The organism is Streptomyces sp. P6-2-1 (assembly GCF_050613165.1).
Classification (GTDB): domain Bacteria; phylum Actinomycetota; class Actinomycetes; order Streptomycetales; family Streptomycetaceae; genus Streptomyces.
This window is the reverse complement of sequence record NZ_CP192513.1, coordinates 2,190,997-2,212,658: the sequence shown is the minus strand read 5'-3', so window position 1 is coordinate 2,212,658 and position 21,662 is coordinate 2,190,997. Positions and strand designations below refer to the sequence as shown.

13 protein-coding genes and 1 pseudogene are annotated in these 21,662 nt (G+C 75.0%); 9 read left to right on the top strand and 5 right to left on the bottom strand.

What is annotated here, in order from left to right; translation table 11 throughout:
• Positions 1–58: 58 nt before the first annotated feature.
• Complete coding sequence (locus ACQYWQ_RS09560; RefSeq protein ID WP_431033758.1) at positions 59–3,262, bottom strand: prealbumin-like fold domain-containing protein; 3,204 nt, start codon at positions 3,260–3,262, stop codon at positions 59–61.
• Positions 3,263–3,418: 156 nt separating this feature from the next.
• Here ACQYWQ_RS09560 and speB point away from each other — a divergent pair, with 156 nt between their 5' ends.
• The 7 genes and pseudogenes from speB to ACQYWQ_RS09525 all read left to right on the top strand — a co-directional run.
• On the top strand, positions 3,419–4,414 hold the full coding sequence (speB, locus tag ACQYWQ_RS09555) for an agmatinase (RefSeq protein ID WP_431033756.1): 996 nt from the start codon (positions 3,419–3,421) through the stop codon (positions 4,412–4,414).
• A gap of 190 nt (positions 4,415–4,604) precedes the next feature.
• Positions 4,605–6,281 (top strand): thiamine pyrophosphate-binding protein, encoded by a 1,677-nt coding sequence (locus ACQYWQ_RS09550; protein ID WP_431033755.1) that lies wholly within the window; start codon positions 4,605–4,607, stop codon positions 6,279–6,281.
• 169 nt (positions 6,282–6,450) lie between these two features.
• Entirely contained in the window at positions 6,451–7,203 is a 753-nt protein-coding gene (locus ACQYWQ_RS09545) for a VOC family protein (protein WP_431033754.1), read from the top strand.
• A gap of 330 nt (positions 7,204–7,533) precedes the next feature.
• Entirely contained in the window at positions 7,534–8,943 is a 1,410-nt protein-coding gene (locus ACQYWQ_RS09540; RefSeq protein WP_431033753.1) for a S53 family peptidase, read from the top strand.
• Between the two features lie 115 nt (positions 8,944–9,058).
• Positions 9,059–12,952, top strand: a complete 3,894-nt coding sequence (locus tag ACQYWQ_RS09535) for an ABC transporter ATP-binding protein (protein WP_431033751.1) — start codon at positions 9,059–9,061, stop codon at positions 12,950–12,952.
• 67 nt (positions 12,953–13,019) lie between these two features.
• Positions 13,020–13,184: a hypothetical protein gene (locus tag ACQYWQ_RS09530; RefSeq protein WP_431033749.1), complete on the top strand. Its 165-nt coding sequence runs from the start codon at positions 13,020–13,022 to the stop codon at positions 13,182–13,184.
• Between the two features lie 103 nt (positions 13,185–13,287).
• A pseudogene (locus tag ACQYWQ_RS09525) lies at positions 13,288–13,548 on the top strand (helix-turn-helix domain-containing protein); the annotation flags it as partial.
• Positions 13,549–13,650: 102 nt separating this feature from the next.
• Here the strand turns inward: ACQYWQ_RS09525 and ACQYWQ_RS09520 are convergent.
• A complete protein-coding gene (locus ACQYWQ_RS09520; protein WP_431033748.1) occupies positions 13,651–14,358 on the bottom strand; it encodes an MBL fold metallo-hydrolase in 708 nt (235 codons plus the stop codon).
• Between the two features lie 122 nt (positions 14,359–14,480).
• On the opposite strand from ACQYWQ_RS09520, the gene ACQYWQ_RS09515 reads away from it, so the two are divergent.
• Positions 14,481–15,008 carry a TetR/AcrR family transcriptional regulator gene (locus tag ACQYWQ_RS09515; protein ID WP_431033746.1) on the top strand — a complete coding sequence of 176 codons (528 nt, stop codon included), beginning with the start codon at positions 14,481–14,483 and terminating at the stop codon, positions 15,006–15,008.
• A 355-nt stretch (positions 15,009–15,363) separates the two neighbouring features.
• Here the strand turns inward: ACQYWQ_RS09515 and ACQYWQ_RS09510 are convergent, their stop codons facing one another.
• Positions 15,364–16,968, bottom strand: coding sequence for a hypothetical protein (locus tag ACQYWQ_RS09510; RefSeq protein WP_431033745.1), 1,605 nt, complete (start codon positions 16,966–16,968; stop codon positions 15,364–15,366).
• A gap of 230 nt (positions 16,969–17,198) precedes the next feature.
• Here ACQYWQ_RS09510 and ACQYWQ_RS09505 point away from each other — a divergent pair, with 230 nt between their 5' ends.
• Complete coding sequence (locus tag ACQYWQ_RS09505) at positions 17,199–18,644, top strand: aminopeptidase (RefSeq protein WP_431039128.1); 1,446 nt, start codon at positions 17,199–17,201, stop codon at positions 18,642–18,644.
• A 50-nt stretch (positions 18,645–18,694) separates the two neighbouring features.
• Here the strand turns inward: ACQYWQ_RS09505 and ACQYWQ_RS09500 are convergent, their stop codons facing one another.
• Both ACQYWQ_RS09500 and ACQYWQ_RS09495 read right to left on the bottom strand, forming a co-directional pair.
• On the bottom strand, positions 18,695–19,384 hold the full coding sequence (locus ACQYWQ_RS09500; protein WP_431033744.1) for a hypothetical protein: 690 nt from the start codon (positions 19,382–19,384) through the stop codon (positions 18,695–18,697).
• Positions 19,385–19,613: 229 nt separating this feature from the next.
• Positions 19,614–21,497, bottom strand: a complete 1,884-nt coding sequence (locus tag ACQYWQ_RS09495; protein ID WP_431033742.1) for a glycoside hydrolase family 3 protein — start codon at positions 21,495–21,497, stop codon at positions 19,614–19,616.
• Positions 21,498–21,662: the final 165 nt, after the last annotated feature.

Below are 21,662 nucleotides of genomic sequence, written 5' to 3'. Positions count from 1 at the left end.
GGGGCCCAGGAAGCCGGGGCCTACGAGGCCGGGGCCCCTCGTCGTGCCGTGACGCGGATCAGCCGCTACGGCGCCTCAGCCGCGCCCGCAGCGCGGCGTACGTCCCGACGAGGACGGCCGCCGTGCCGATCGCGGCGGCCCACAGCACCCCGTTGCCGGTGCTGGGGAGGGTGCCGCCGCGGTGCGGCCCAGGGGCCGGGGTGTGGCTGCTCGGCTCGGGGCTCGGGTGCGGCGTGGGGGTCGGGGTCGGGGTCGGCGTGGGGGTGGGGGACGGGGTCGGCTTCGGGGGCAGGTCGTGGTTCGTGATGCGGCACCGTACGTCGGCCTCGCGTCCGAGCCGTACCGTGCCGTCCGTCACGGGCACCGTCCTGCCTTCCGCGTCGCGGCAGTCCCACGCCGAGGCCACGTAGCGCCCCGGCCCCCCGGCCTCGCGCAGCCGGTATGTGCCGGGGACGACCTCGGCGCCGGTGATCTCCTCGTCGCCCGCGCGCCCGCTGAGCGTGCCCGTGGGCCCGGTGGCGCTCAGTACCCAGTCGCGCGGCACCGCCTCGCCGCCGTGCGCGTTGACGACCTGCTTCGTGAGCGTGAGGGAGGCCGAGCGGTAGGTGTTGGTGTACGTGCAGACGCCGCGCTGCCCGGAGGGGACGGCCAGCGTGCCGGTGGCGGGGACGTTGCCCGGCTGCTCCGGGCCGGGCCCGCACCGCAGGCTCGTGAGCGCGTATCCGGCGGGCCCGTCGGTCTCGGTCATGCGGTACGTCGTGCCGGGCCGTACGAGGACGGTCGCGCCGTCCTCGCTGCCGGTCACCGTGCGCGCGGGCAGGCCCTCGGGGCCGTCGGCCGGTGTGGCGGTGAGCTTCCAGTCGCCGGGCTCCGCCGTCCCGCCCCCGACCTTCTTGACCAGCTGGAGCGGGACCGCCTCGTTCGTCGCCGTGCACGTCGCGTGCAGGCCGAGCGAGACGTTGACGCCGCCGTTGATGCCGTCGTTGAAGCCGAGGTAGGGGGTGCCGCTCCTGCCCGTCGCCACGCAGTTCATCGAGCCGGTGGAGCGCGGGTTCGACTGGTAGTCCGTACGGTCGTCGACCTGCTTGTAGACGAGCAGTTCGGGGTCGTCGGACGTGAGCCGCTCGGCGAGCTGGTAGCGGGCGCCCGGGGTGACGGGCACGCGGGTCGCGGTCGGGGAGCCGCTCACGCCGTGCGGCCCGGGGAGGTCGCCCTCGCTCCCGTACGTGCGCAGGTCCCAGTTGCCGGTGGAGGGGCCGGGCGGCGGGACGACGTCCTTGGCGAGGGTGAGGGTCGTGTCGCACGTGACGTGGTTGGTGATCCGGTGGCGGTTCGGGCCGCCGTCGAGCGTGAGGGACGTGCTCGGGGCGGAGGGGTCGGGCAGCGGGGTGCCGTCGAAGTCGACGCCGGTCAGGGTGCAGTCGATGTCCTCGCCGAAGGTGACCCGCTCGCCGACGGTGGCGTGCCCGCCCTCCTCGTAACCCGTACGGGGCTGCGACCAGCCCCACGGCGAGCTGCCGGTGCCGACCGGGTCGCTGAGCGAGAGCGCGGCCTGGAGGTCGGAGGGCTGCTCGCCGTCGGGGTGGACCACGGGGGCCGTGCCGGTCGTCGTGACCGACCACTCCTTGTCGACCTGGAGGGTGGCCGGGACGCGGCTGTCGGGCGCCTTGTTGATGACCGTGCAGCTCAGCGAGGAGTTCTCGGGAATCGTGACGGTGAAGCCCGGGCCCGTGGGGGCGTCGGTCACGTCGACGGGTCTCTCGGCCACCTTGTCGTAGCAGGAGGCGTTCTTGCCGTCCTGCTGGACGAGGGAGTAGCCGGGCTGCCGGCTCTCGCCGACGTCGAAGGCGGCGGTCGCGGTGCCGCTCGTGTACGTGAGCGGGAAGTTCACCGCGCCCGTGCCGTCACCGGTCGTCGTCTGCGGCGAGACGGCGGAGGCGCCGGGTGTCGTCGCCGCGGCGGTGAAGGTCCAGCCCTCGGGGGCGTTGCTGAGCGAGCCGTCCGGGTTCTGGATCTGCTTGACGACGGAGAGCGAGGGGGTGCAGTTCTCCAGCGCGAGGCTGCGCAGGGCCGTGCCCACCGCGGCGAAGTCCTGCTCCTGGAAGTAGTCGGCGGTCGCGATGTTCGCGCCGTCGTACCTGGTCCGCCCGGAGAGCGAGGCGAGGTTGAGGCTCGCGTTCCCCTGCACGCCCCCGCCGACGCCGACCGCGAGCACGCGGGTGCCCTCGGCCTTGAGGGCGTTCGCGGAGAAGATCCCGTTCTCCAGCTCGCGGAAGCGGGTGAGCGTGCCGTTGCCGCCGGGGCCGCTCGGCGTCCCGTACCTGGTCGGCATGCCGTCCGTGAGGACGACGGCGAGGTCGTACTCCTCGGAGGCGAGCGCGGGGACGTAGAGGGCGCGGTCCCAGTTGGTGGCGCCCTCCGCCGTGGAGTTGTTCCAGCGCGCGTAGCCGTTCTTGAAGGCGGCGGCGTCGGCGGTGGTCGACACGGAGGCGAGCTGAGGGGCGTTGGGGCCGCCCCGGTCGGCGGGCGAGAAGCTGGAGAAGGTGAAGCGCGCCATGCTCGACGGGGTGCCCTGGAGGGCGTCGACGAAGGTGTCGGCGGCCGTCTTGAGCGCGGTGACGCTGCCGTCCATCGAGCCGGACAGGTCCATGACGAGCGCGACTCTGAGGCCGCACTTGCGGGGCAGCGGCGGGTTGGTCCGCGACTGCTGCCACGTACCCGCCGACGCCGACTGGTTGTTCGCGCCGCTGCTCACCATGAAGCCGTTGACGCCGTTGTCCGTCGAGCTGTACGTCGTGTTCGCGTACAGCGCCGGGGTCTGGAAGCGGTACGGGGCCGTGTTCGTGCCGCCGGTACGCAGCTCGGTGTTCGTGTACCAGCCGGAGGGCGCGGCGATCTGCCGCACCCACGGGCGGGCGCCCGCGTTGGCTCCGCCGGTGTGCGTGCCGGGGACGACGAAGGAGCAGTCCCCGTCCCCGTCCGATGTGCACTCCCCGATGAGGGTGCCGCCCGTCGCGGCGGAGTAGAGACCGAGCCGCACCCCGGCGAGCGGCGTGACGGACTGGTCGCCGTTGCGGTCGCCGCCGGTCTTGACGGTGACGACGGAGGTCGTGGCGGAGGGCGAGGGGACCGTGCGTGGCGCGGGCTTCGCCGCGGCGGGGGGTTCGGCGACCGCGTGCGCTCCCGCGCCGCCGACGAGGAGAGCGGGCAGGGCGAGGAGGGCGGCGAGGCGCGTGGCCCGGGTACGGGGCGGTGAGGACACGGCGGGACCCTTCGGTCGCGATTCACGCAGACGACATAACGTCGGATTGTCACACTGAAGCGGGCGAATGCCGCGGAAGGTGCCCGAGTGTGTCGTCGTCCCCCCGGTTACAGTCGAAGGCGCGTCCGCCGACCCCTGACCAGCGACGAGGCACCCATGACCGAGCAGCACGCGCACCCCGCGTCCCCCGCCGAGGCCCCCCGCGGCCCCGTCGACTCCTCCCGCGTCCCGCGCTACGCGGGCCCCGCGACCTTCGCGCGCCTGCCCCGCACCGACGAGGTCGCCCGCACCGACGTCGCCGTCGTCGGCGTCCCCTTCGACACGGGCGTCTCGTACCGCCCCGGCGCCCGCTTCGGCGGCAACGCGGTCCGCGAGGCCTCGCGCCTGCTGCGCCCGTACAACCCGGCGCAGGACGCCTCGCCCTTCGCGCTCGCGCAGGTCGCCGACGCGGGCGACATAGCGGTGAACCCCTTCGACATCAACGAGGCCGTCGAGACCGTGCGGCACGAGGCGGGCCGTCTCCTCGACTCCGGCGCGCGCCTCATGACCCTCGGCGGCGACCACACGATCGCGCTCCCGCTCCTGCGCGCCGTCGCCGAGCGCCACGGCCCCGTGGCCCTCCTCCACTTCGACGCGCACCTCGACACGTGGGACACCTACTTCGGCGCCGCCTACACGCACGGCACCCCCTTCCGCCGCGCCGTCGAGGAGGGCATCCTCGACACGTCCGCGCTCTCGCACGTCGGCACGCGCGGTCCCCTCTACGGCAAGCAGGACCTGACCGACGACGCCAAGATGGGCTTCGGCATCGTCACCGCCGCCGACGTCATGCGCCGCGGCGTCGACGAGGTGAGCGACCAGCTCAGGCAGCGCATCGGCGACCGCCCGCTCTACGTCTCGGTCGACATCGACGTACTCGACCCCGCGCACGCGCCCGGCACGGGCACCCCCGAGGCCGGCGGGCTCACCTCGCGCGAGCTTCTGGAGATCCTGCGCGGCCTCGCCGGCTGCCGCGTCGTCTCGGCCGACGTCGTCGAGGTCGCGCCCGCGTACGACCACGCCGAGATCACCGCCGTCGCGGCCTCGCACACCGCCTACGAACTGACCACCCTCATGACCCGCGGGATCGCGGCGGAGCGGGAAGCGGGCTGAGGCGGCGACCGGCGGTACGGGGGCGGGGCGGCCCGTGGCCGTACGGGGGTGCCCCCGGGCGCACGGCCGTGACCGCGCCCGTGCCCGTACGCGGGCCGCCCGCGCCCGCCCCGTACCGCCGCCCCGCCCCGTACCGCCGCCCCGCCCCACCCGGCCGCCGCCCCCGCACCCCCCACCGGAAGGACCCGCGTTGAGCCACGACCACGACATCGCACTGCGCCCCACCGAGGCCCAGACGCGCGCGGCGCTCGACCCGCCCGCCGGGCGGACCGGCGGGGACCTCGTCGTGGAGACCCTGCACGGGCTCGGCGCGACGACCGTCTTCGGCCTTCCGGGGCAGCACGCGCTCGCGCTCTTCGACGCGGTGCGCCGCTCGCCGCTCGCCTACGTCGGGCTCCGCGTCGAGAACAACGCGGCCTTCGCCGCCGACGGCTACGGGCGGATCACGGGCGAGGCGGCTCCCCTGCTGCTGTCCACCGGGCCCGGCGCGCTCACCTCGCTCTCCGCGCTCCAGGAGGCCGCCGCCTCCAGCTCGCCCGTCCTCGCGATCTGTTCGCAGATCCCGGCCGCGGGCCTCGGCGGCGGCCGCCACGGCTATCTCCACGAACTGCGCGACCAGCAGGCCTCGGTACGGGACCTCGTGAAGTCCGTGCACGTCGTGCGCGCCGCCTCGCAGATCCCCTCCGCGATCGCCGCGGCGTGGGAGTCGGCGCTGAGCGCCCCGCACGGCCCCGTATGGGTCGAGATCCCGCAGGACGTCCTCGCGGCGCCGACCCTGCTCCCCGAGGTCAACGCCCCCGACGCGCTGCCCGAACCCCTCGTGCCGCGCCCCGAGCTGACCGCGCTCGCGGCCGACTGGCTCGCGCACGCCGAGCGCCCGGCCGTGCTCGCGGGCGGCGGGGTCGTACGCGCCGACGCGGCGGGCAAACTCCGGGCGCTCGCCGAGCACTTGGACCTGCCGGTCGTGACGACGTACGGCGGCAAGGGAGCCTTCCCCTGGGAACACCCGCTGTCGGGGCAGTCCTGGATGGAGGACCGCCACACGACCGACTTCCTCGCGGACGCGGACGTACTCCTCGTCGTCGGTTCGGGCCTGGGTGAACTCTCCTCGCATTACCACTCGTTGGCGCCGCGCGGCCGGATCATCCAGATCGAGGCCGACCTCGGCAAGCTGGAGGCCAACCACCGCGCTCTCGGCATCCACGCGGACGCCCGCCTCGCCCTCCAGGCCCTCCTGGAAACGGCCCCGCCGCGCGAGGACCCGGGGGCGCGGGAGCGCGTGGCGGAACTCCTCGGCAAGGTGCGGGCCCGCCTGGACACCCAGGACCTGGCCTTGGAACGCGAGTTGCTCACCGTGATCCGCGCGGCCCTCCCCGACGCTTCGCCGAGCTTCTGGGACATGACCATCCTCGGCTACTGGGCCTGGGCGGGCTTCGACCCCCGCCGTCCCGGCACGATGCACACCGCGCAGGGCGCGGGCGGCCTCGGCTTCGCCTACCCGGCGGCGCTCGGCGCCGCGGTCGCCGACCCCACCCGCCCGGTCCTCGCGGTGACGGGCGACGGCGGCGCGATGTACTCGCTCGCGGAACTCGCGACGGCCCGGCAGCACCAACTGCCCGTCACCTGGCTCGTGGTGGACGACGGCGGCTACGGCATCCTGCGCGAGTACCTGACGGGCGCGTACGGCGAATCGGCGGGCACGGAGCTGGCCCGCCCGGACTTCGCCGCCCTGGCGGAGTCCTTCGGGGTCCACGCGGTGACGACCACGGCGGACCGCCTGGGCGCGGACCTGGCGGAGGCGCTGGGGAGCGGGGAGCCGCGGGTGGTGCTGCTGCGGGAGCGGGTGCGGATGTTCGGCGAGAGCTGAGGGACGGGGCGGGTCCGCCGGTACGGGCCGGGCGGTGCGGTACGGGCGGTGCGGTACGGGCCGGGCGGTGCACGGGACGGGACGGGGCGTGACGGGACGTGACGGGCGCGGTGCCGGACGCGCCGTAAAGCCGTGGGACCGCGGGGCCCGGACGCCTAGGCTGCCGGGCATGGCGCTTCGACTCGTACAGGTGAACCTCAAGGCCCGCGATGACGTGGCGCTCGGCCGCTTCTGGGCGGCGGCGCTCGGCTGGGAGACCGGCAGCGAGGGCCCGGGGATCACGAACCTCGAACCCGTGGGCTTCGACTGGCCCGCCCCTTCGGCCCTGTGCATCGACCTCGTCTCCGTACCGGACCCGGAGACGGTCGCTTACCGCGCCCACCTGGATCTCGCGACGAACTCGCCCGCGCACCAGGAGGAGCTGGTCGCCCGCCTGACGGAACTCGGCGCGAAGCGGGCGGACATCGGCCAGGGCGAGGTGCCGTGGACGGTGATGGAGGACCCCGAGGGCAACCTCTTCTGCGTCCTGGAACCCCGCGAGATCTACCGCGACACGGGGCCGATCGCCGCCGTCGTGGTGGACTGCGCCGACCCGCAGGCGATGACGGCGTTCTGGGGCGAGGCGGTGGGCTGGGAGGTCCGCGAGACGAGCGAGCACCTGGTCCGCCTCCGCGCCCCCGAAAACGTGGGCCCCTACCTGGAGTTCTTCCGTCGGCCGCCCGGCACGACCCCCCTCCGCCACCGCGTCCACCTCGACGTCCTCCCGCCCCGCGGCGACGACCAGCGGACCGAGATCAGCCGCCTCGAACGCCTCGGCGCCCGCACGGTGGACGTGGGCCAGGGCAAGGTCTCCTGGCAGCCGATGGCGGACGTGGAGGGCAACGAGTTCTGCGTCCTCTCCCCGGAGGCCGGGGCGGAGTGAGCGGTGGCGCGGGCCCCGTGCGGCTCCCGCGAGGGGAGCCGGGGCGGGCCCGCAGAGTGATCGGGAGCGCCGGGTGCCACCCCGCCACCCCGCCACCCGGCCGGGGCGCGACGGCCACCCGGGACCCGGGCCCAGGCCCCGGGCAGCCGGTTCCCGCTCCGCCACGCCGTCTCACCCCGGCGGAGTCCCCCGGGTGGCGCAATGCCCGGGGCCGGGGGAGTGTGATTCCGCGCTCCGGTTCCGCTCGGTGCCGTCCTCTCCGGGCGGTGCGGCCCGGCGCGCCCCCGTGACGGGGTTCGCCGGTTGCCGTACGTCAGGGAGGACCGCCCCGTGCCCCGTACGACCCGCAGCGCCGCCGCCCGTACGCACGCCCCCGCGCCCCCGCCCCGCCGTCCCCGCGCCCCCCTCCGGCTCGCCGCGGCCCTCCTCGCCCCGCTCCTCGCCCTCACCGGCTGCCAGACCGTCGCGGGGAGCGAGGCGGCGAAACGGGCCAGGGCCGCGATAGCCGCCACGCCCGAGCCGGGGGCCACCGCCCCCGCCGAGGCCCGCAAGGCGTGCGTGCGCGCGACCGGGAGCGGGTGCTACACCTTCACGCAGCTCAGGGCGCTCTACGGCACGAAGGCGCTCAACGACGGCGGCAACGACGGGGCAGGGACGACCGTCGCCGCGCTCGGCGTCGTCGGGGCCCCGCACCTCGCCGCCGACCTGCGCCACTTCAGCCGCGCGCTGGGGCTCCCCGCGCCCCACCTCAAGGTCGTACGGCACAAGCCCGCGAACGGCGCGAGGACCGCCCCCTTCGACGAGGACAACGCCGGGATGCTCGCCACCGCGCGCGAGGCCACGCTCGACATGGAGGCCCTGCACGCCGCTGCCCCGCGCGCCCGGCTCGTCTACCACCAGGTGGACCTGCCGGAGGTCGACGCGGACGGCGTGCTCGGCGCGCAGGCCGCCGACGCACTCGCCGCGGCGATGCGCACCGTACTGACCGAGCAGCGCCCCGACGTCCTCTCGCTCAGCTTCGTCATGAACGAGCGCGGCGACAGCGCGGAGCAGGTCGCAGGTCTCGCGCGCGAGCTGCGGCCCGTGTTCGCCGCCGCCGCACGCGCCGGGACGACCGTCGTCGCGGCGAGCGGCGACGACGGGGCCGCGCCCGGCGCGGCCCAGGCCGCCCAGCTCGGCGCCAAGGCCGCACGGGGCGTCGCCTGGCCCGCCTCCGATCCCTCCGTGACCGCCGTCGGGGGCACCCGCGTCACGCTCGACGAGGCGGGGCACCGCCGCAGCGAGGACACCGTGTGGAACGACAAGGGCGGCGCGCCCGGGGGCGGCACATCCGTGCTCATGCGCAGGCCGCGCTACCAGGACGGGGTACGGGACGTGACCGGGGACAGGCGCGGCGTCCCCGACGTCTCGCTCACCGCCTCCGCCGCCGGGTCCACCATGATCTGGTTCACGCACGCCGGGCGCGGCACCTGGGTCCCGATGCTCGGCACGAGCCTCGCGGCGCCCCTCTTCGGCGGCATCGTCGCGCTCGCCGCGCAGCGCGCGGGCCACGGCATCGGCGCGGTCAACCCCGCCCTGTACCGCCTGGGCGGCGAGGCCGGCATCCGCGACATCACGACCGGCGACAACGCCACCGAGGGCACGACCGGCTACCGGGCCGGGCGCGGCTACGACCTCGCGAGCGGCCTCGGCACGGTCGACGCCGAAAAGCTCGTCCCCGCACTCGCCGAGCCGGAATGAGCCCCGCACGCCCCCTCCACACGCCCCCCGCTACATTGCGCCACGTAACGCCGGGATGAAATCCGCAGCTCCGGGTGTTGGCGCCAGCGGCGAGACGGATCAACAGGAGGCATGAGTGGCGGCAGGAGCACAGGCCCGGAACCCCGAGCGGGAACCGGACGGGGAACGGGACCACGCGCGCGACCCCCGTACCGGCAGGGGCGCGGCGACACGTACCCCCGAGCCGGTGCGCCCAGGCCCCGCCCAGGAGGGCCCCGGCTGGGCGGGCCGCCTCGCGCGCTACGCCTGGCGCTACCGCAAGGACGTGATCCTCTCCCTCGGCGCCTCGCTCGCGGGAATGGCCGTCATGGCGCTCATCCCGCTGCTCACCAAGGTCATCATCGACGACGTGATCGGCGGCTCCCGCTCGATGGCCACGTGGGGCGGGCTGCTCCTCGGCGCCGCCGGGGCCGTCTACGTCACCGCGTACCTGCGCCGCTTCTACGGCGGCCGCCTCGCGCTCGACGTGCAGTTCGACCTGCGCCGCGACATGTACCGCACGCTGACCCGCCTCGACGGCCGCCGCCAGGACGAGCTGTCCACCGGGCAGGTCGTGGGCCGCGCCACGAGCGACCTCCAGCTGATCCAGGGCCTGCTGTTCATGCTGCCCATGACGATCGGGAACGTCCTCCTCTTCGTCATGTCGCTGATCATCATGGCGACACTCTCGATCCCGCTCACGCTCGTCGCCCTCGCCGTCGCCCCCGCGATCTACTTCATCGCCCGTCGCTCCCGCAGCCGCCTGCACCCCGCGACCTGGTACGCGCAGGCGCAGGCCGCCGCCGTCGCCGGGGTCGTGGACGGCGCGGTCTCCGGGGTCCGCGTCGTCAAGGGCTTCGGGCAGGAGGAGCAGGAGACCGGCAAGCTGCGCGAGGTCGGCCGCCGCCTCTTCGCCGGGCGGCTGCGCACGATCCGCCTCAACGCGAAGTACACGCCCGCGCTCCAGGCCGTGCCCGCGCTCGGGCAGGTCGCGATGCTCGCGCTCGGCGGCTGGCTCGCCGTACGCGGGCACATCACGCTCGGCACCTTCGTCGCCTTCTCCTCGTACCTCGCCCAGCTCGTCGGCCCCGTCCGGATGCTCGCCGTCGTCCTCACCGTCGGGCAGCAGGCCCGCGCGGGCGTCGAGCGCGTCCTCCAGCTCATCGACACCGAGCCGACGCTGACCGACGGCACGCGCGAGCTGTCCACCGACGCGCCCGCGACCGTCGAGTTCGACGACGTCCGCTTCGGGTACGACGACGAGCGGCCCGTCCTGGACGGCTTCTCGCTCACCGTCGCGGAGGGCGAGACGGTCGCCCTCGTCGGTTCCTCGGGCTCCGGCAAGTCGACGGTCTCGCTCCTGCTCCCGCGCTTCTACGACGTGAGCCACGGCGCCGTCCTCGTCGGCGGCCACGACGTGCGCGAGCTGCGCACCGCCTCGCTGCGCGCCGCGATCGGGCTCGTGCCCGAGGACTCGTTCCTCTTCTCCGACACGATCGCGTCGAACATCGCGTACGGGCACGCCGACGCGAGCCGCGAGCAGATCGAGACCGCCGCGCGCGCCGCGCAGGCCCACGGCTTCATCACGGACCTCCCGGACGGCTACGAGACCGTCGTCGGCGAACAGGGACTCACCCTTTCGGGCGGCCAGCGGCAGCGCGTCGCGCTCGCCCGCGCGATCCTCGCCGACCCCCGCCTCCTCGTGCTCGACGACGCCACATCGGCGATCGACGCGCGTGTCGAGCACGAGATCTTCGCCGCCCTGCGCGGCGTCATGGCGGGCCGTACGACCCTGCTCATCGCCCACCGCCGCTCCACGCTCGCCCTCGCCGACCGCATCGCCGTCCTGGACGGCGGGCGGATCGCGGCCTTCGGCACCTACGAGGAGCTGGAACGGGACTCGGCGCTCTTCCGCCGCCTCCTCACCGACCCCGACGCGCTGGGCGGCGTCTCACCCGGGCACGTGCTCCCCGCCGACCGGCCCGAGGACGAGTCCGTACGCGCCGAACTCGACGCCGAGTACGACGCCGAGCGCGGCATCACCCCGCAGCTGTGGACCGGCGACCGCACCCCGCGCGACACCGCGCTCGACGGGATGCCCGCGACGCCCGAACTCCTCGCGCAGGTCGAGGCGCTGCCCCCGGCGCAGGACATCCCCGACATCGACGAGGCACGCGCCGTCGCGCCCGAGGACGCCTACGGGCTGCGCCGCCTCCTGCGCGGCTTCGGCCGCCCGCTCGCGCTGAGCCTCCTCCTCGTCGCCGTCGACGCGGGCCTCGGCCTCGCGCTGCCCGTCCTCATCCGGCACGGCATCGACGACGGCGTCAACCGCATGGCGCTCGGCGCCGTGTGGCTCTCCGCGCTCCTCGGCCTCGGCGCCGTCCTGCTCCAGTGGGGCGCGCAGTTCGGCGAGAACCGCATGACCGGCCGCACCGGTGAGCGGATGCTCTACTCGCTGCGCCTGAAGATCTTCGCGCACCTCCAGCGGCTCGGTCTCGACTACTACGAGCGCGAGCTGACCGGCCGCATCATGACCCGCATGACGACGGACGTCGACGCCCTGTCGTCCTTCCTCCAGACCGGCCTGGTCACCGCCTTCGTCTCCGTCGTCACCTTCTTCGGGATCATGGCGGCTCTCCTCGTCATCGACGTCGAACTGGCCCTCCTCGTCTTCGCGACGCTCCCGGTCCTGATCGTCTCGACGTACTTCTTCCGCAAGCGCAGCGTGCGCGCCTACAAGCTCGCCCGCGAGCGGATCTCGACCGTCAACTCCGAGCTTCAGGAGATGGTCGCGGGGCTGCGCATCGTGCAGGCCTTCCGCCGCGAGGAGTCGGGGTACGCGAAGTTCTCGCGCGATGCGCGGGCCTACCGCGAGGCGCGGGTACGGGGCCAGTGGCTCATCTCCGTCTACTTCCCCTTCGTCCAGCTCCTCTCCACGGCGGCGACCGTCCTCGTCCTCGCCGTCGGCGCCCACCGCGTCGACGCAGGGACCCTCACGACCGGCGCGCTCGTCGCGTACCTCCTCTACATCGACCTCTTCTTCGCGCCCATCCAGCAGCTCTCGCAGGTCTTCGACGGCTACCAGCAGGCGAGCGTGTCGCTCGGCCGCGTGCAGGAACTCCTCGTCGAGCCCACCTCGACGCGCCAGTCCGCGCGCCCGCACCCGGTCGGGGAGCGGCTGCGGGGCGAGATCAGCTTCCGGGACGTCGACTTCGCGTACGGGGACGAGACGGCCCTCCACGGCGTGGACCTCACCATCCCGGCGGGCCAGACCGTCGCCTTCGTCGGCGAGACGGGCGCGGGCAAGTCGACGCTCGTCAAGCTCGTGGCGCGCTTCTACGACCCGACCTCGGGCCGCGTCACGGTCGACGGCACCGACCTGCGCGACCTCGACCTCGCCCAGTACCGGCACCGGCTCGGCGTGGTCCCGCAGGAGGCGTACCTCTTCGCCGGCACGATCCGCGAAGCCATCGCCTACGGGCGGCCCGAGGCGAGCGACGCCGAGGTCGAGGCGGCGGCCCGCGCGGTCGGCGCGCACGACATGATCGCGAGCCTGGACGGCGGCTACCTCCACGAGGTGGCCGAGCGCGGCCGCAACCTCTCGGCGGGCCAGCGGCAGCTGATCGCCCTGGCGCGCGCGGAACTCGTGGACCCGGACATCCTGCTCCTGGACGAGGCCACGGCCGCGCTCGACCTCGCGAGCGAGGCCCAGGTCACCCGCGCCACGGAACGCCTCGCGGGCCGCCGCACGACGCTGGTGGTCGCCCACCGCCTGACGACGGCCGCCCGCGCGGACCGCGTCGTGGTGATGGACCAGGGCCGCGTCGCCGAGGACGGCACCCACGCGGACCTGCTGGCCCTGAACGGCAAGTACGCGAGGCTGTGGCGGACGTTCCTGGGCGAGACGGTCCCGGCGACGGGGGACTCGGGGGCTTCGCGGGACGGCTTCGGGGACGGGGGGACGGAGACGGTGGGGGCGCGGGTGGTCTGATGTTCGGTTCATCCGCGAGGGTGACGGAAGCTGCGACGCGATATATGAACTTTCCTATGTTCGCCGTGTGCCTGACATCTGGGTGATCGAGATCGAACCGGAGGTCCGGCAGTGGCTGGAGCTTCTGTCCGATCGGCAGTACGTCGAAGTGGAACGGACGGCGGATTCGCTGACGGCCTATCCCACGACCTTGGGTGAGCCCTGCTCGCGCCACCTGGGCGGAGAAGTGTGAGGGCTGCGTTTCGGCCCGCTGGGTGAGGCGGGTCGACTCACCCAGTGGCTCGCGCCCGAGCGGCGGATCGTATGCCTCACGGTCTTCCGCGAGACGCGGCAGCGTGAGTCGTGGGAGGTGCGTCGGGCGCAACCGGTACGCCCTCGCGCGGGGGCAGGCGGTCTACGACCGGCGTACCGAACGGGGTCCCACACAAGTGGAGTCGGCTGGGCGAGCGGGCATGGCGCAGCCGCAGATCTCCGTCATTGAGGGTGGGGACTCCGTGCCGACCCTGTCTCTTCTCACACGGCTCGCGAAGGCGCTCGACGCCTCTTTGACGATCGCGCTGGACGGGGACGAGTCCTCGTTCGTCTTCAGGGCGCGTGACTCGGCATCCGCGACCGAGGGGGGCGCGGCGGTCGCCCGAGCCGGGCGGGGTGGGGCGCGGATCGTTCTCCGCCCCACCGACTCCCATGTTCCCCGGCCCTTATGCCTTCTCGATCCGCTCCACCAGCTCCGCCGGGCTCGCGTGCCAGGGGGTGCCGTGGCCCGGGAGGACCCAGGAGGCGGGGAGGGGGGCGAGGCGGGAGAGGGAGGCGTGGGCCTCGGCGGGGTCGTCGGTGAAGGGGGCGGGCTGAGGACCCTTGCGGCCGGTGAGGACGTGGCGGGTGGTGAGGGCGTCGCCGACGAAGACCGCGTCCGCGACGGGGACGTGGACGGCGACACTGCCGGGGGAGTGGCCCGGCATGCCGACGATCACGGGGCTGCCCGGGAGGTCGAGGACATCGCCGTCGTGGATCTCGGTGACCTCGGAGACGTACGTGGTGCGCAGGCCGTTCTTGCGGAGCGAGTAGCCGAGGAAACCGAGCGTCGCGCCGGGGCGCATCGGGCCCGCCGGGGTCTTCGGCTTCTCGCCGGTACGGGCGCGGTGGGCGTCCGCCTCGTGCACGTACACGGGGACGCCGTGCTCGGCCCGCAGCCGCTCGGCGAAACCGATGTGGTCGGAGTCGCCGTGCGTGAGGACGAGGCCCCGGATGTCCTCGGCGGTCTTGCCGAGCGCGCGCAGCTCCTCCTGGAGGTCGTTCCAGTGGCCGGGGAGTCCGGCGTCCACGAGTGTGATGCCTTCGGGGGTGTCGATGAGGTAGGAGGCGACGATGTCGTTGCCGAGGCGGTGGAGGTGCGGGGCGAGCTTCATGGGGTGCTCCCTGGCCGGTCGATGGCTAAGCGATTTAGCTTTCGTGGCTAACGTACATAGCTATGATGGCTACAGTCAATAGCCTTCGATGTCCCTTCGAAGCCGTTCCCGAGAGGTGGACCATGCCGACCCCCGAGAAGACCTCCTTCGCCGCCATCGTCGCCGCGGGCCGTGAACTCCTGGAATCGGAGGGCCCCCAGGGCCTCACGATGCAGAAGGTCGCGACCCGCGTCGGCGTCCGCGCCCCGTCCCTCTACAAGCACGTGGCCAACCGCGCGGCACTCCTGGACGCCGTGGCCGAGGCGACGGTCGAGGACCTGACCGACCGCATCACAGCCACCGACGGCACCCTCCCCGCCATCGCCCGCTGCTACCGCGACTTCTCGCTGGCCCACCCGGAAGGCTTCCGCCTCGTGATCCACTCGGTTCACGCCCCCCAGCCCGCCCTCGCCCGTGCCGCGCGGCCCCTCCTCGATGCGACCCGCGTCCTCGTGGGCCCCGAGGAGTCCCTGGACGCGGCCCGCTTCGTCACCGCCTGGCTCACGGGCTTCATCGGCATGGAACTGAGCGGTTCCTTCCGCCTGGGCGGCGACGTGGAGGGGGCGTTCGCGTACGGACTGGACGCGATGTACCGGGGGCTGGCGCGGTGAGCGGTGGAAGGGGCGGCCCACGGGGGGAGGGCCGACCCGGCCGGGCGACGCACGGGCCCGGCCCGGAGCCGCCGGAGCCGCCGGAGCCGAAAAGGGGACTGGCCGACGGCGGGCCGGCGCCCCTGTCCACGGCACGGGGCCGTGCGCCGCTGTCCACGGCACGGGGCCGTGCGCCGCTGTCCACGGCACGGGGCCGTGCGCCGCTGTCCACGGCACGGGGCCGTGCGCCGCTGTCCACGGCACGGGGCCGTGCGCCGCTGTCCACGGCACGGGGCCGTGCGCCGCTGTCCACGGCACGGGGCCGTGCGCCGCTGTCCACGGCACGGGGCCGTGCGCCCCTTTCCGCGGGAACTCCTCAGTCCCGTCCCGCGACCCACGCCCGCAGCCCCGTCCCCGGCAGCGGCATCGGTCGCCACCCGCGGGCGTAGGCCGGGGGGCCGGCGTCGGCGGCGGTGATGGCCGCGACCGGGATGCGGGAGGTGTGGGTGCGCAGGGTGGTGGGGGTGAGGTTCTTGTTGTTGCCCGCGAGGTTGCCCGAGGCGCAGCCCGCCGCGTAGGCGATCGGGGGGACCTGGGCGCCTGTGAGGAGGCACGGGGGCCGGATTCCGGCCTTGTTGAGGCGGGCCGCGACCGTTTCGTAGCGGTGGGTCGTGTGCCGGGCGCCCATGAGGGTGCGCCAGAAACCGGTGACCTGGCTCGCGCCGTACAGGGCGAGTACCGCGCACAGCGCCAGGACGTACGGGCGGCGGCCGCGCGCCACGTCGAGGGCTGTCGCCGCGAGGGGCAGGGCGAGGAGCGCGTACGTGGGGAGGAAGAAGCGCGGGGCCGAGTAACCGAGGGCCAGGAGGTACGGGAGGCTCAGCGCGACCGCGCAGGCGAGGGGAAGCCACATGACGGCCCCCCGCCCGCGCCGCGCCCGTACCGCGCACGCCAGCGCGAGCACCGGCAGGAGCAGCCACCACCACGTCAGCCACGGCTGGTACGGGTCGATGTCGCACGGACGGCACAGGAGCGGCCCGTTGACGCTGCGCCAGGCGTCGCCGCCCGCCCAGCGCAAACCCATCTCGCCCTGCACGTCGCTGGAGACCCGCAGGCGCGCGCCGATCCCGCCCCAGCGCCCGTACGCCTCCGCGATCCACGGCACCGCGCCCGCCACGAGCCCCCCGGCGAGCGCCGCCATCGGCGCGGGCCGCCGCAGCGGCCGGTGCGCGAGGCACGCGAGCCCGAGCGGCAGGGCGAGCCAGCACCCGTCGGGGAAGCGGAGCAGGGTCACCCCGGCGACCGCGAGGGCCACCCCGCACCAGGCCCACCGCGCCGAAGCGGTGAGCGGTCCCCGCAGGGCGAGGGCCCCGCCCCGTACCCCTGCGTCCCGCCCGGCCCCGCCCCGTACCCGTACCGCCGGGGCGCCACCCGGACCGCTCCGCCCGCCGCTCGCCCGCCCGCCGCCCCCTCGGCCGCTCGCCGCCGCGCCCCGCAGCAGCCATCCCGTCGCCGTCACCGTTCCCAGCGCCACCCACAGGTTCGGCATCGCCTGGGGCCCGTAGAGCAGCGCCGTCCACAGCGAGGCGAACAGCGCCGCCGCCAGGGCGCAGCGGGCCGTGCCCAGCAGGGGGCGCCACACCGCGAAGGCCGCGTACAGGGCGGCTGCCGACAGCAGCGCCAGCCAGAGGTGGACCGCGTGCGGGTCGTTCGTCAGCCAGGTCACGGGTGCCGTCAGGTAGCTCACGCCGCGCGAGCGCGGGGCGGAGAAGTAGGCGGCGGGGTGGCGGGGGTCGGTCTGCGACACGTAGACGGACTCGTCCCAGCCGAGGCCCAGCCAGGGGACGACGGCGGCCACTTGGACGAGACCGTACGCCAGGGACACGCACGCGAGCGCCGAGGCGCGGCGGCGCGCGGCGGCGCGCGCCGACGAGGCGGCGGCCGGGACGGTGGGGGCTGCGGGGGCGGCGGGGGTGGTCATCGCCGCCACCTTCACCCACGACGGTAATCGTACGAAACGCGACGCGCCGGGCATTTCGCGCCGCCTGTGCCCCGCCCTCGCCCGGCCGCGACCATCTGGCCGCCCGTCACCTCATCCGCTACGTTCCAGCACACGAGCCGACAACCCGTCACCCGGTACCCGGGCGCCCCGGTCATCCCCCGGAGCCCCCGCCCCTCCCGGACAAAAGGAGCCCCGTGCGCGCACAGACGCTGAGAGCCCTTCTCGCGAGCCTCGTGGCAGGCACCCTCACCGCCGGCATAGCAGGCACGGCCACGGCGGCACCCGGGCCCGCCGCCCCCGTGGCTTCCGTGGCCCCCGTGACCCCCCGGAGCGCGAGCCCCCTCGCCGCCCCCGACACCCGCGACATCAAGGAACGCCTGCTCTCGATCCCCGGCATGAGCCTGATCGAGGAGAAGCCCGTGGCCGGGTACCGGTACTTCGTGCTCGCCTACCGCCAGCCCGTCGACCACAGGCACCCCTCGCGCGGCAGCTTCACGCAGCGCCTCACCGTCCTGCACAAGGACACGAGCCGCCCCACCGTCATGTACACCAGCGGCTACGGCGTCTCGACGAGCGCGAGCCGCGCCGAGCCGACCCGCCTCGTCGACGGCAACCAGGTCTCCGTCGAGTACCGGTACTTCACCCCCTCGCGGCCACGGCCCGCCGACTGGTCCAAGCTCGACATCTGGCAGGCCGCGAGCGACCAGCACCGCATCTACCGGGCCCTCAAGAAGGTCTACGGGCAGAACTGGCTCGCCACCGGCGGCTCGAAGGGCGGCATGACCGCCACGTACTACGCGCGCTACTACCCGCACGACATGGACGGCGTCGTCGCCTACGTCGCCCCCAACGACGTCGACAACGCCGAGGACTCCGCCTACGACCGCTTCTTCGAGCGGGTCGGCACGAAGGAGTGCCGCGACGCGCTCGCCGCCGTCCAGCGCGAGGCCCTGATCCGCCGCGAGCCGCTGGAGAAGAAGTACGCGGACCAGGCGAAGGCCGAGGGCTGGTCCTTCGGCACCGTCGGCACGCTCGACAAGGCGTACGAGGCCGTCGTCCTCGATCTCGTGTGGGGCTTCTGGCAGTACTCGGGCGAGGCCGACTGCGCCGACGTGCCCGAGGCGCGGACGGTGAGCGACGAGGAGCTGTACACGTACGTCGACGAAATCTCCGGCTGGTCCTTCTACACCGACCAGGGCCTCGACCCGTACACGCCGTACTACTACCAGGCGGGTACGCAGCTCGGCGCCCCCACCCTCTCGCTCCCGCACCTCAAGGGCCTGAGCCGCTACGGCTACCAGCCGCCGCGCAACTTCGTGCCCCGCGAGATCCCGATGCGCTTCGACAGGCGCGCGATCCCCGACGTCGACAGCTGGGTGCGCCACCACGCACGGCACATGCTCTTCGTGTACGGCGAGAACGACCCCTGGGGCGCGGAGCGCTTCCGGGTCGGGCAGGGTTCCCTGGACGCGTACGTGATGACGGCGCCGGGCGCCAACCACGGCGCGAACATCGACGGCCTCGTCCCCGCCGAACGCGCACTCGCCACGCAGCGCGTGCTCGCCTGGGCGGGCGTCGACGCGGGCACCCGGGCGGCGGCCCCGCTCGCGCGGCTCGACAAGGCACCGGCGGAGGAGCCGAGGCTACGGCCGTAGGACGAAGCGGTACGGGGAGGGGCGCGCCCGGGCACCGGCGCCCCGCGCGCTCACGCGCCCCCGCCCCGTACCGGCACCCCGCACCCCACCGGCCGCTTCCCGCCCACCGTCACGTACAGCTCCGTCCCCTCCGGGCACCGCGCCCGCTCCCGCACCGTCGTGACGACCCGGTGTTCGGGCCGTTCCGCGCCGCGCGCCGCGCACGCCGTCTCGCGCACCTCGCCCTCGCCGATCGCCCGCACGCAGTCGCCGGCGACCGTGCGCGGGCCGCCCCCCTGCCCCGGGTCGCCCGGGTGCGGTGCCTCCAGGTTCCGCATGCAGGCGTAGCCGCGCGCCACCGAGCCGTCGCCGTCCTCGTCGAGACCGGGGTCGCCGCCGCTGAGCTGGAGGACGAAGTCCGTACGGCCCGGGCACAACGGGCCGTCGGCGCGGCGCTCCTCGTGCCGCGTCAGGACGCGCGCGACGGCGGACTCGCTGCGGCAGGACACCTCGCGGACGGTGGCCTTCCGGCCGTCCGCGCGCTCGCCGCCGCTGCACGTGCCCGGCTCCAGGAAGCGGTACGGGCTCGCGCTCACCTCGGCGGCGACGGGCTGCGGGGCGGGCGCGCCCGCGCACCCCGTGACCCCGGCGCCCACGAGCCCCGCGCCCGCGAGCAGCGCGAGCCACCGGCGCGCGCGGGTACGCGCCCGCTCCGGTACGCCGTCCCCCGAACTCGCCCGCGTCGTCCGCGTCGTGCGCATGGCCCACCCCCGTTCGCTGTGCTCAGCGTGAACCGCGCGGCGCCGCCCACGCCAGCGGACCCCGGCGCTTTGCGCTCGATGGGGTCACGAGGAATCGAGGCACGGCGTAGAGCGCGTACGCCGGGGGCGGTGCGCGGGGAGCGGACGCGGGACGGGCGCGCGCTCCCCTGCGCCGAAGCGGCTTCCGCCGGCGAAGCGCACGCACGTCAGGCCGTACGGGAGCGGTCCCTCACCCGTACGAGAGCCCCCGCCCCACCGGATACAGCGTCCGCTCCGGCGCGTCGGCCCGTGCCACGGGCACGGGGAGCCGCCCGAGCGGCCGCGCGCGCCCCGTCAGGACCCGCGCGGCCGCGCGGACCTCCACGTCGCTCCACCCGTACGCCGCGAGCAGCGCGCGCACGCCCTCGGGCAGGTGCGCGGCGTCGTACGGGTTGCGCAGCGCGACGGCGACGACGGGGACCCCCGTCGCGACGAGCGCGGCGAGCAGCGTGCGCTGCTCGGGGTCGGTGTCGAGGCCGTACGTGGCGACGACGACGGTGTGCGCGCGGCGCGCGGCGGCGACGGCCGCGTCACGCGTCGCGGCGTCGGGCGCGGGGCCCGTCGTACGGCGCGTGACGCGGAAGCCCTCCGCTTCGAGCGCGCGGGCGAGGACGCGCGTCGCGGGGCCGTCGCTGCCCGAGGCCGAGGCGGGGTCGACGCCGAGGACGAGGAGGTGGCCCGCGTCGGCGCGCAGCGGCAGCGTGCCGTCGTTGAGCACGAGGGTCGTGCCGCGCTCGGCGAGCCGGTCGGCGAGGGCGCGGTGCGCCGGTGTCCCGACGTTCCGCGCGACGGCCGCCTCGTCCACGTACGGCTTCGCGAGCAGCCCGCGCCGCCGCTTCAGCGCGAGGACGCGCAGGACCGAGGCGTCGACACGGGCCTCGGTCAGCTCGCCCGCGCGCAGCGCGGCGAGCACGGAGCGGTGCGCGAGGCCGAGGTCGGGCGGGTCGAGGAGGAGGTCGACGCCCGCGAGCAGCGCGAGGACCGGCACGCGGTCGTCGCCGTACTTCGCCCGTACGCCCTCCATGCGCAGCGAGTCGGTCGTGACGACGCCCTCGTAGCCGAGTCGAGCGCGCAGGACACCTGTGACGACGGGGTGCGAGAGCGTGGCGGGGTCGCCGGTCGGGTCGAGCGCGGGGAAGGCGAGGTGACCCGTCATCACGACATCCGTTCCGGCGGCGATCGCCGCGCGGAAGGGGGGTGCGTCGAGCGTGTCCCACTCCTCGCGCGTGTGCGAGATGACGGGGAAGCCGACGTGCGAGTCGGTCGCGGTGTCGCCGTGCCCGGGGAAGTGCTTGACGGCGGCGGAGATCCCGGCGTCGTCCTGGTAGCCGCGCACCTGCGCGGCGGCGAGGCGCGCGACGGCTTCGGGGTCGGCGCCGAAGGAACGCACCCCGATGACGGGGTTCGCCGGATTGACGTTGACGTCCGCGTCCGGCGCCCAGTCCTGCCGTACCCCGAGCGCCGCCAGCTCACGGCCCGCGAGCGCGGCCGCCTCGCGCGCCCCCGCGCTCGTGCCGCCCGCGCCGAGCGAGGCGGAGCCGAGGCCCATCGCGCCGGGCAACTGCGTGGCGGGCGGCCCGATCCGCTGCACGGCGCCGTGCTCCTGGTCGATCGAGACGAGCAGCGGCAGGGGCACGCGCAGCCCGAGCCCGGCGCGCTGCACCTCGTTCGAGAGCGCGGCGACCTGCCGGGGCGAGCGGATGTTGCCCGCCCAGCCGAAGTAGATGACGCCGCCGAGGTGGTAACGCGCGATCATCTCGGCGGCGGTCGCGACCCCGATGTCCTCGCGGTTCGCCTGCGCGTCGGCAGCCGATGGCGCGGTCGCCGAGTCCCCGTGGAAGCGCATCACGAAGAGCTGCCCGACCTTCTCCTCGGGGGTCATGCGCGAGAGGAGCCGCCGGTCGGCGAGAGGATCGGGCGGGTACGCGGCCGCCCCGGGGGTGCGGGGCCCGGCGGGGCCCTCGGCGGCCCGCGCCGTACCGGCCCCGAGCGCCCCCGCCGCCGTCCCGAACACCCCGGCGGCGAGCACGGCCCGCCGCCGGGGCCGCCCCCCACCCGTCGTCTCCTGCGCCATGCCGCCACTCCTGTCCTCGGGACCGGCGCGCACGGCCGGTCCGCAGGGGCGCCCGTCCGATGATCCGAAGAGCGCTGTGCTCAGTCGGGCATAGCGAGCGGCGGGGGAGGGGGGCAAGGCGCCGGGCGGGGGTGGGGCCGGACGGGGGAGGGGGCGTGCCCTGAG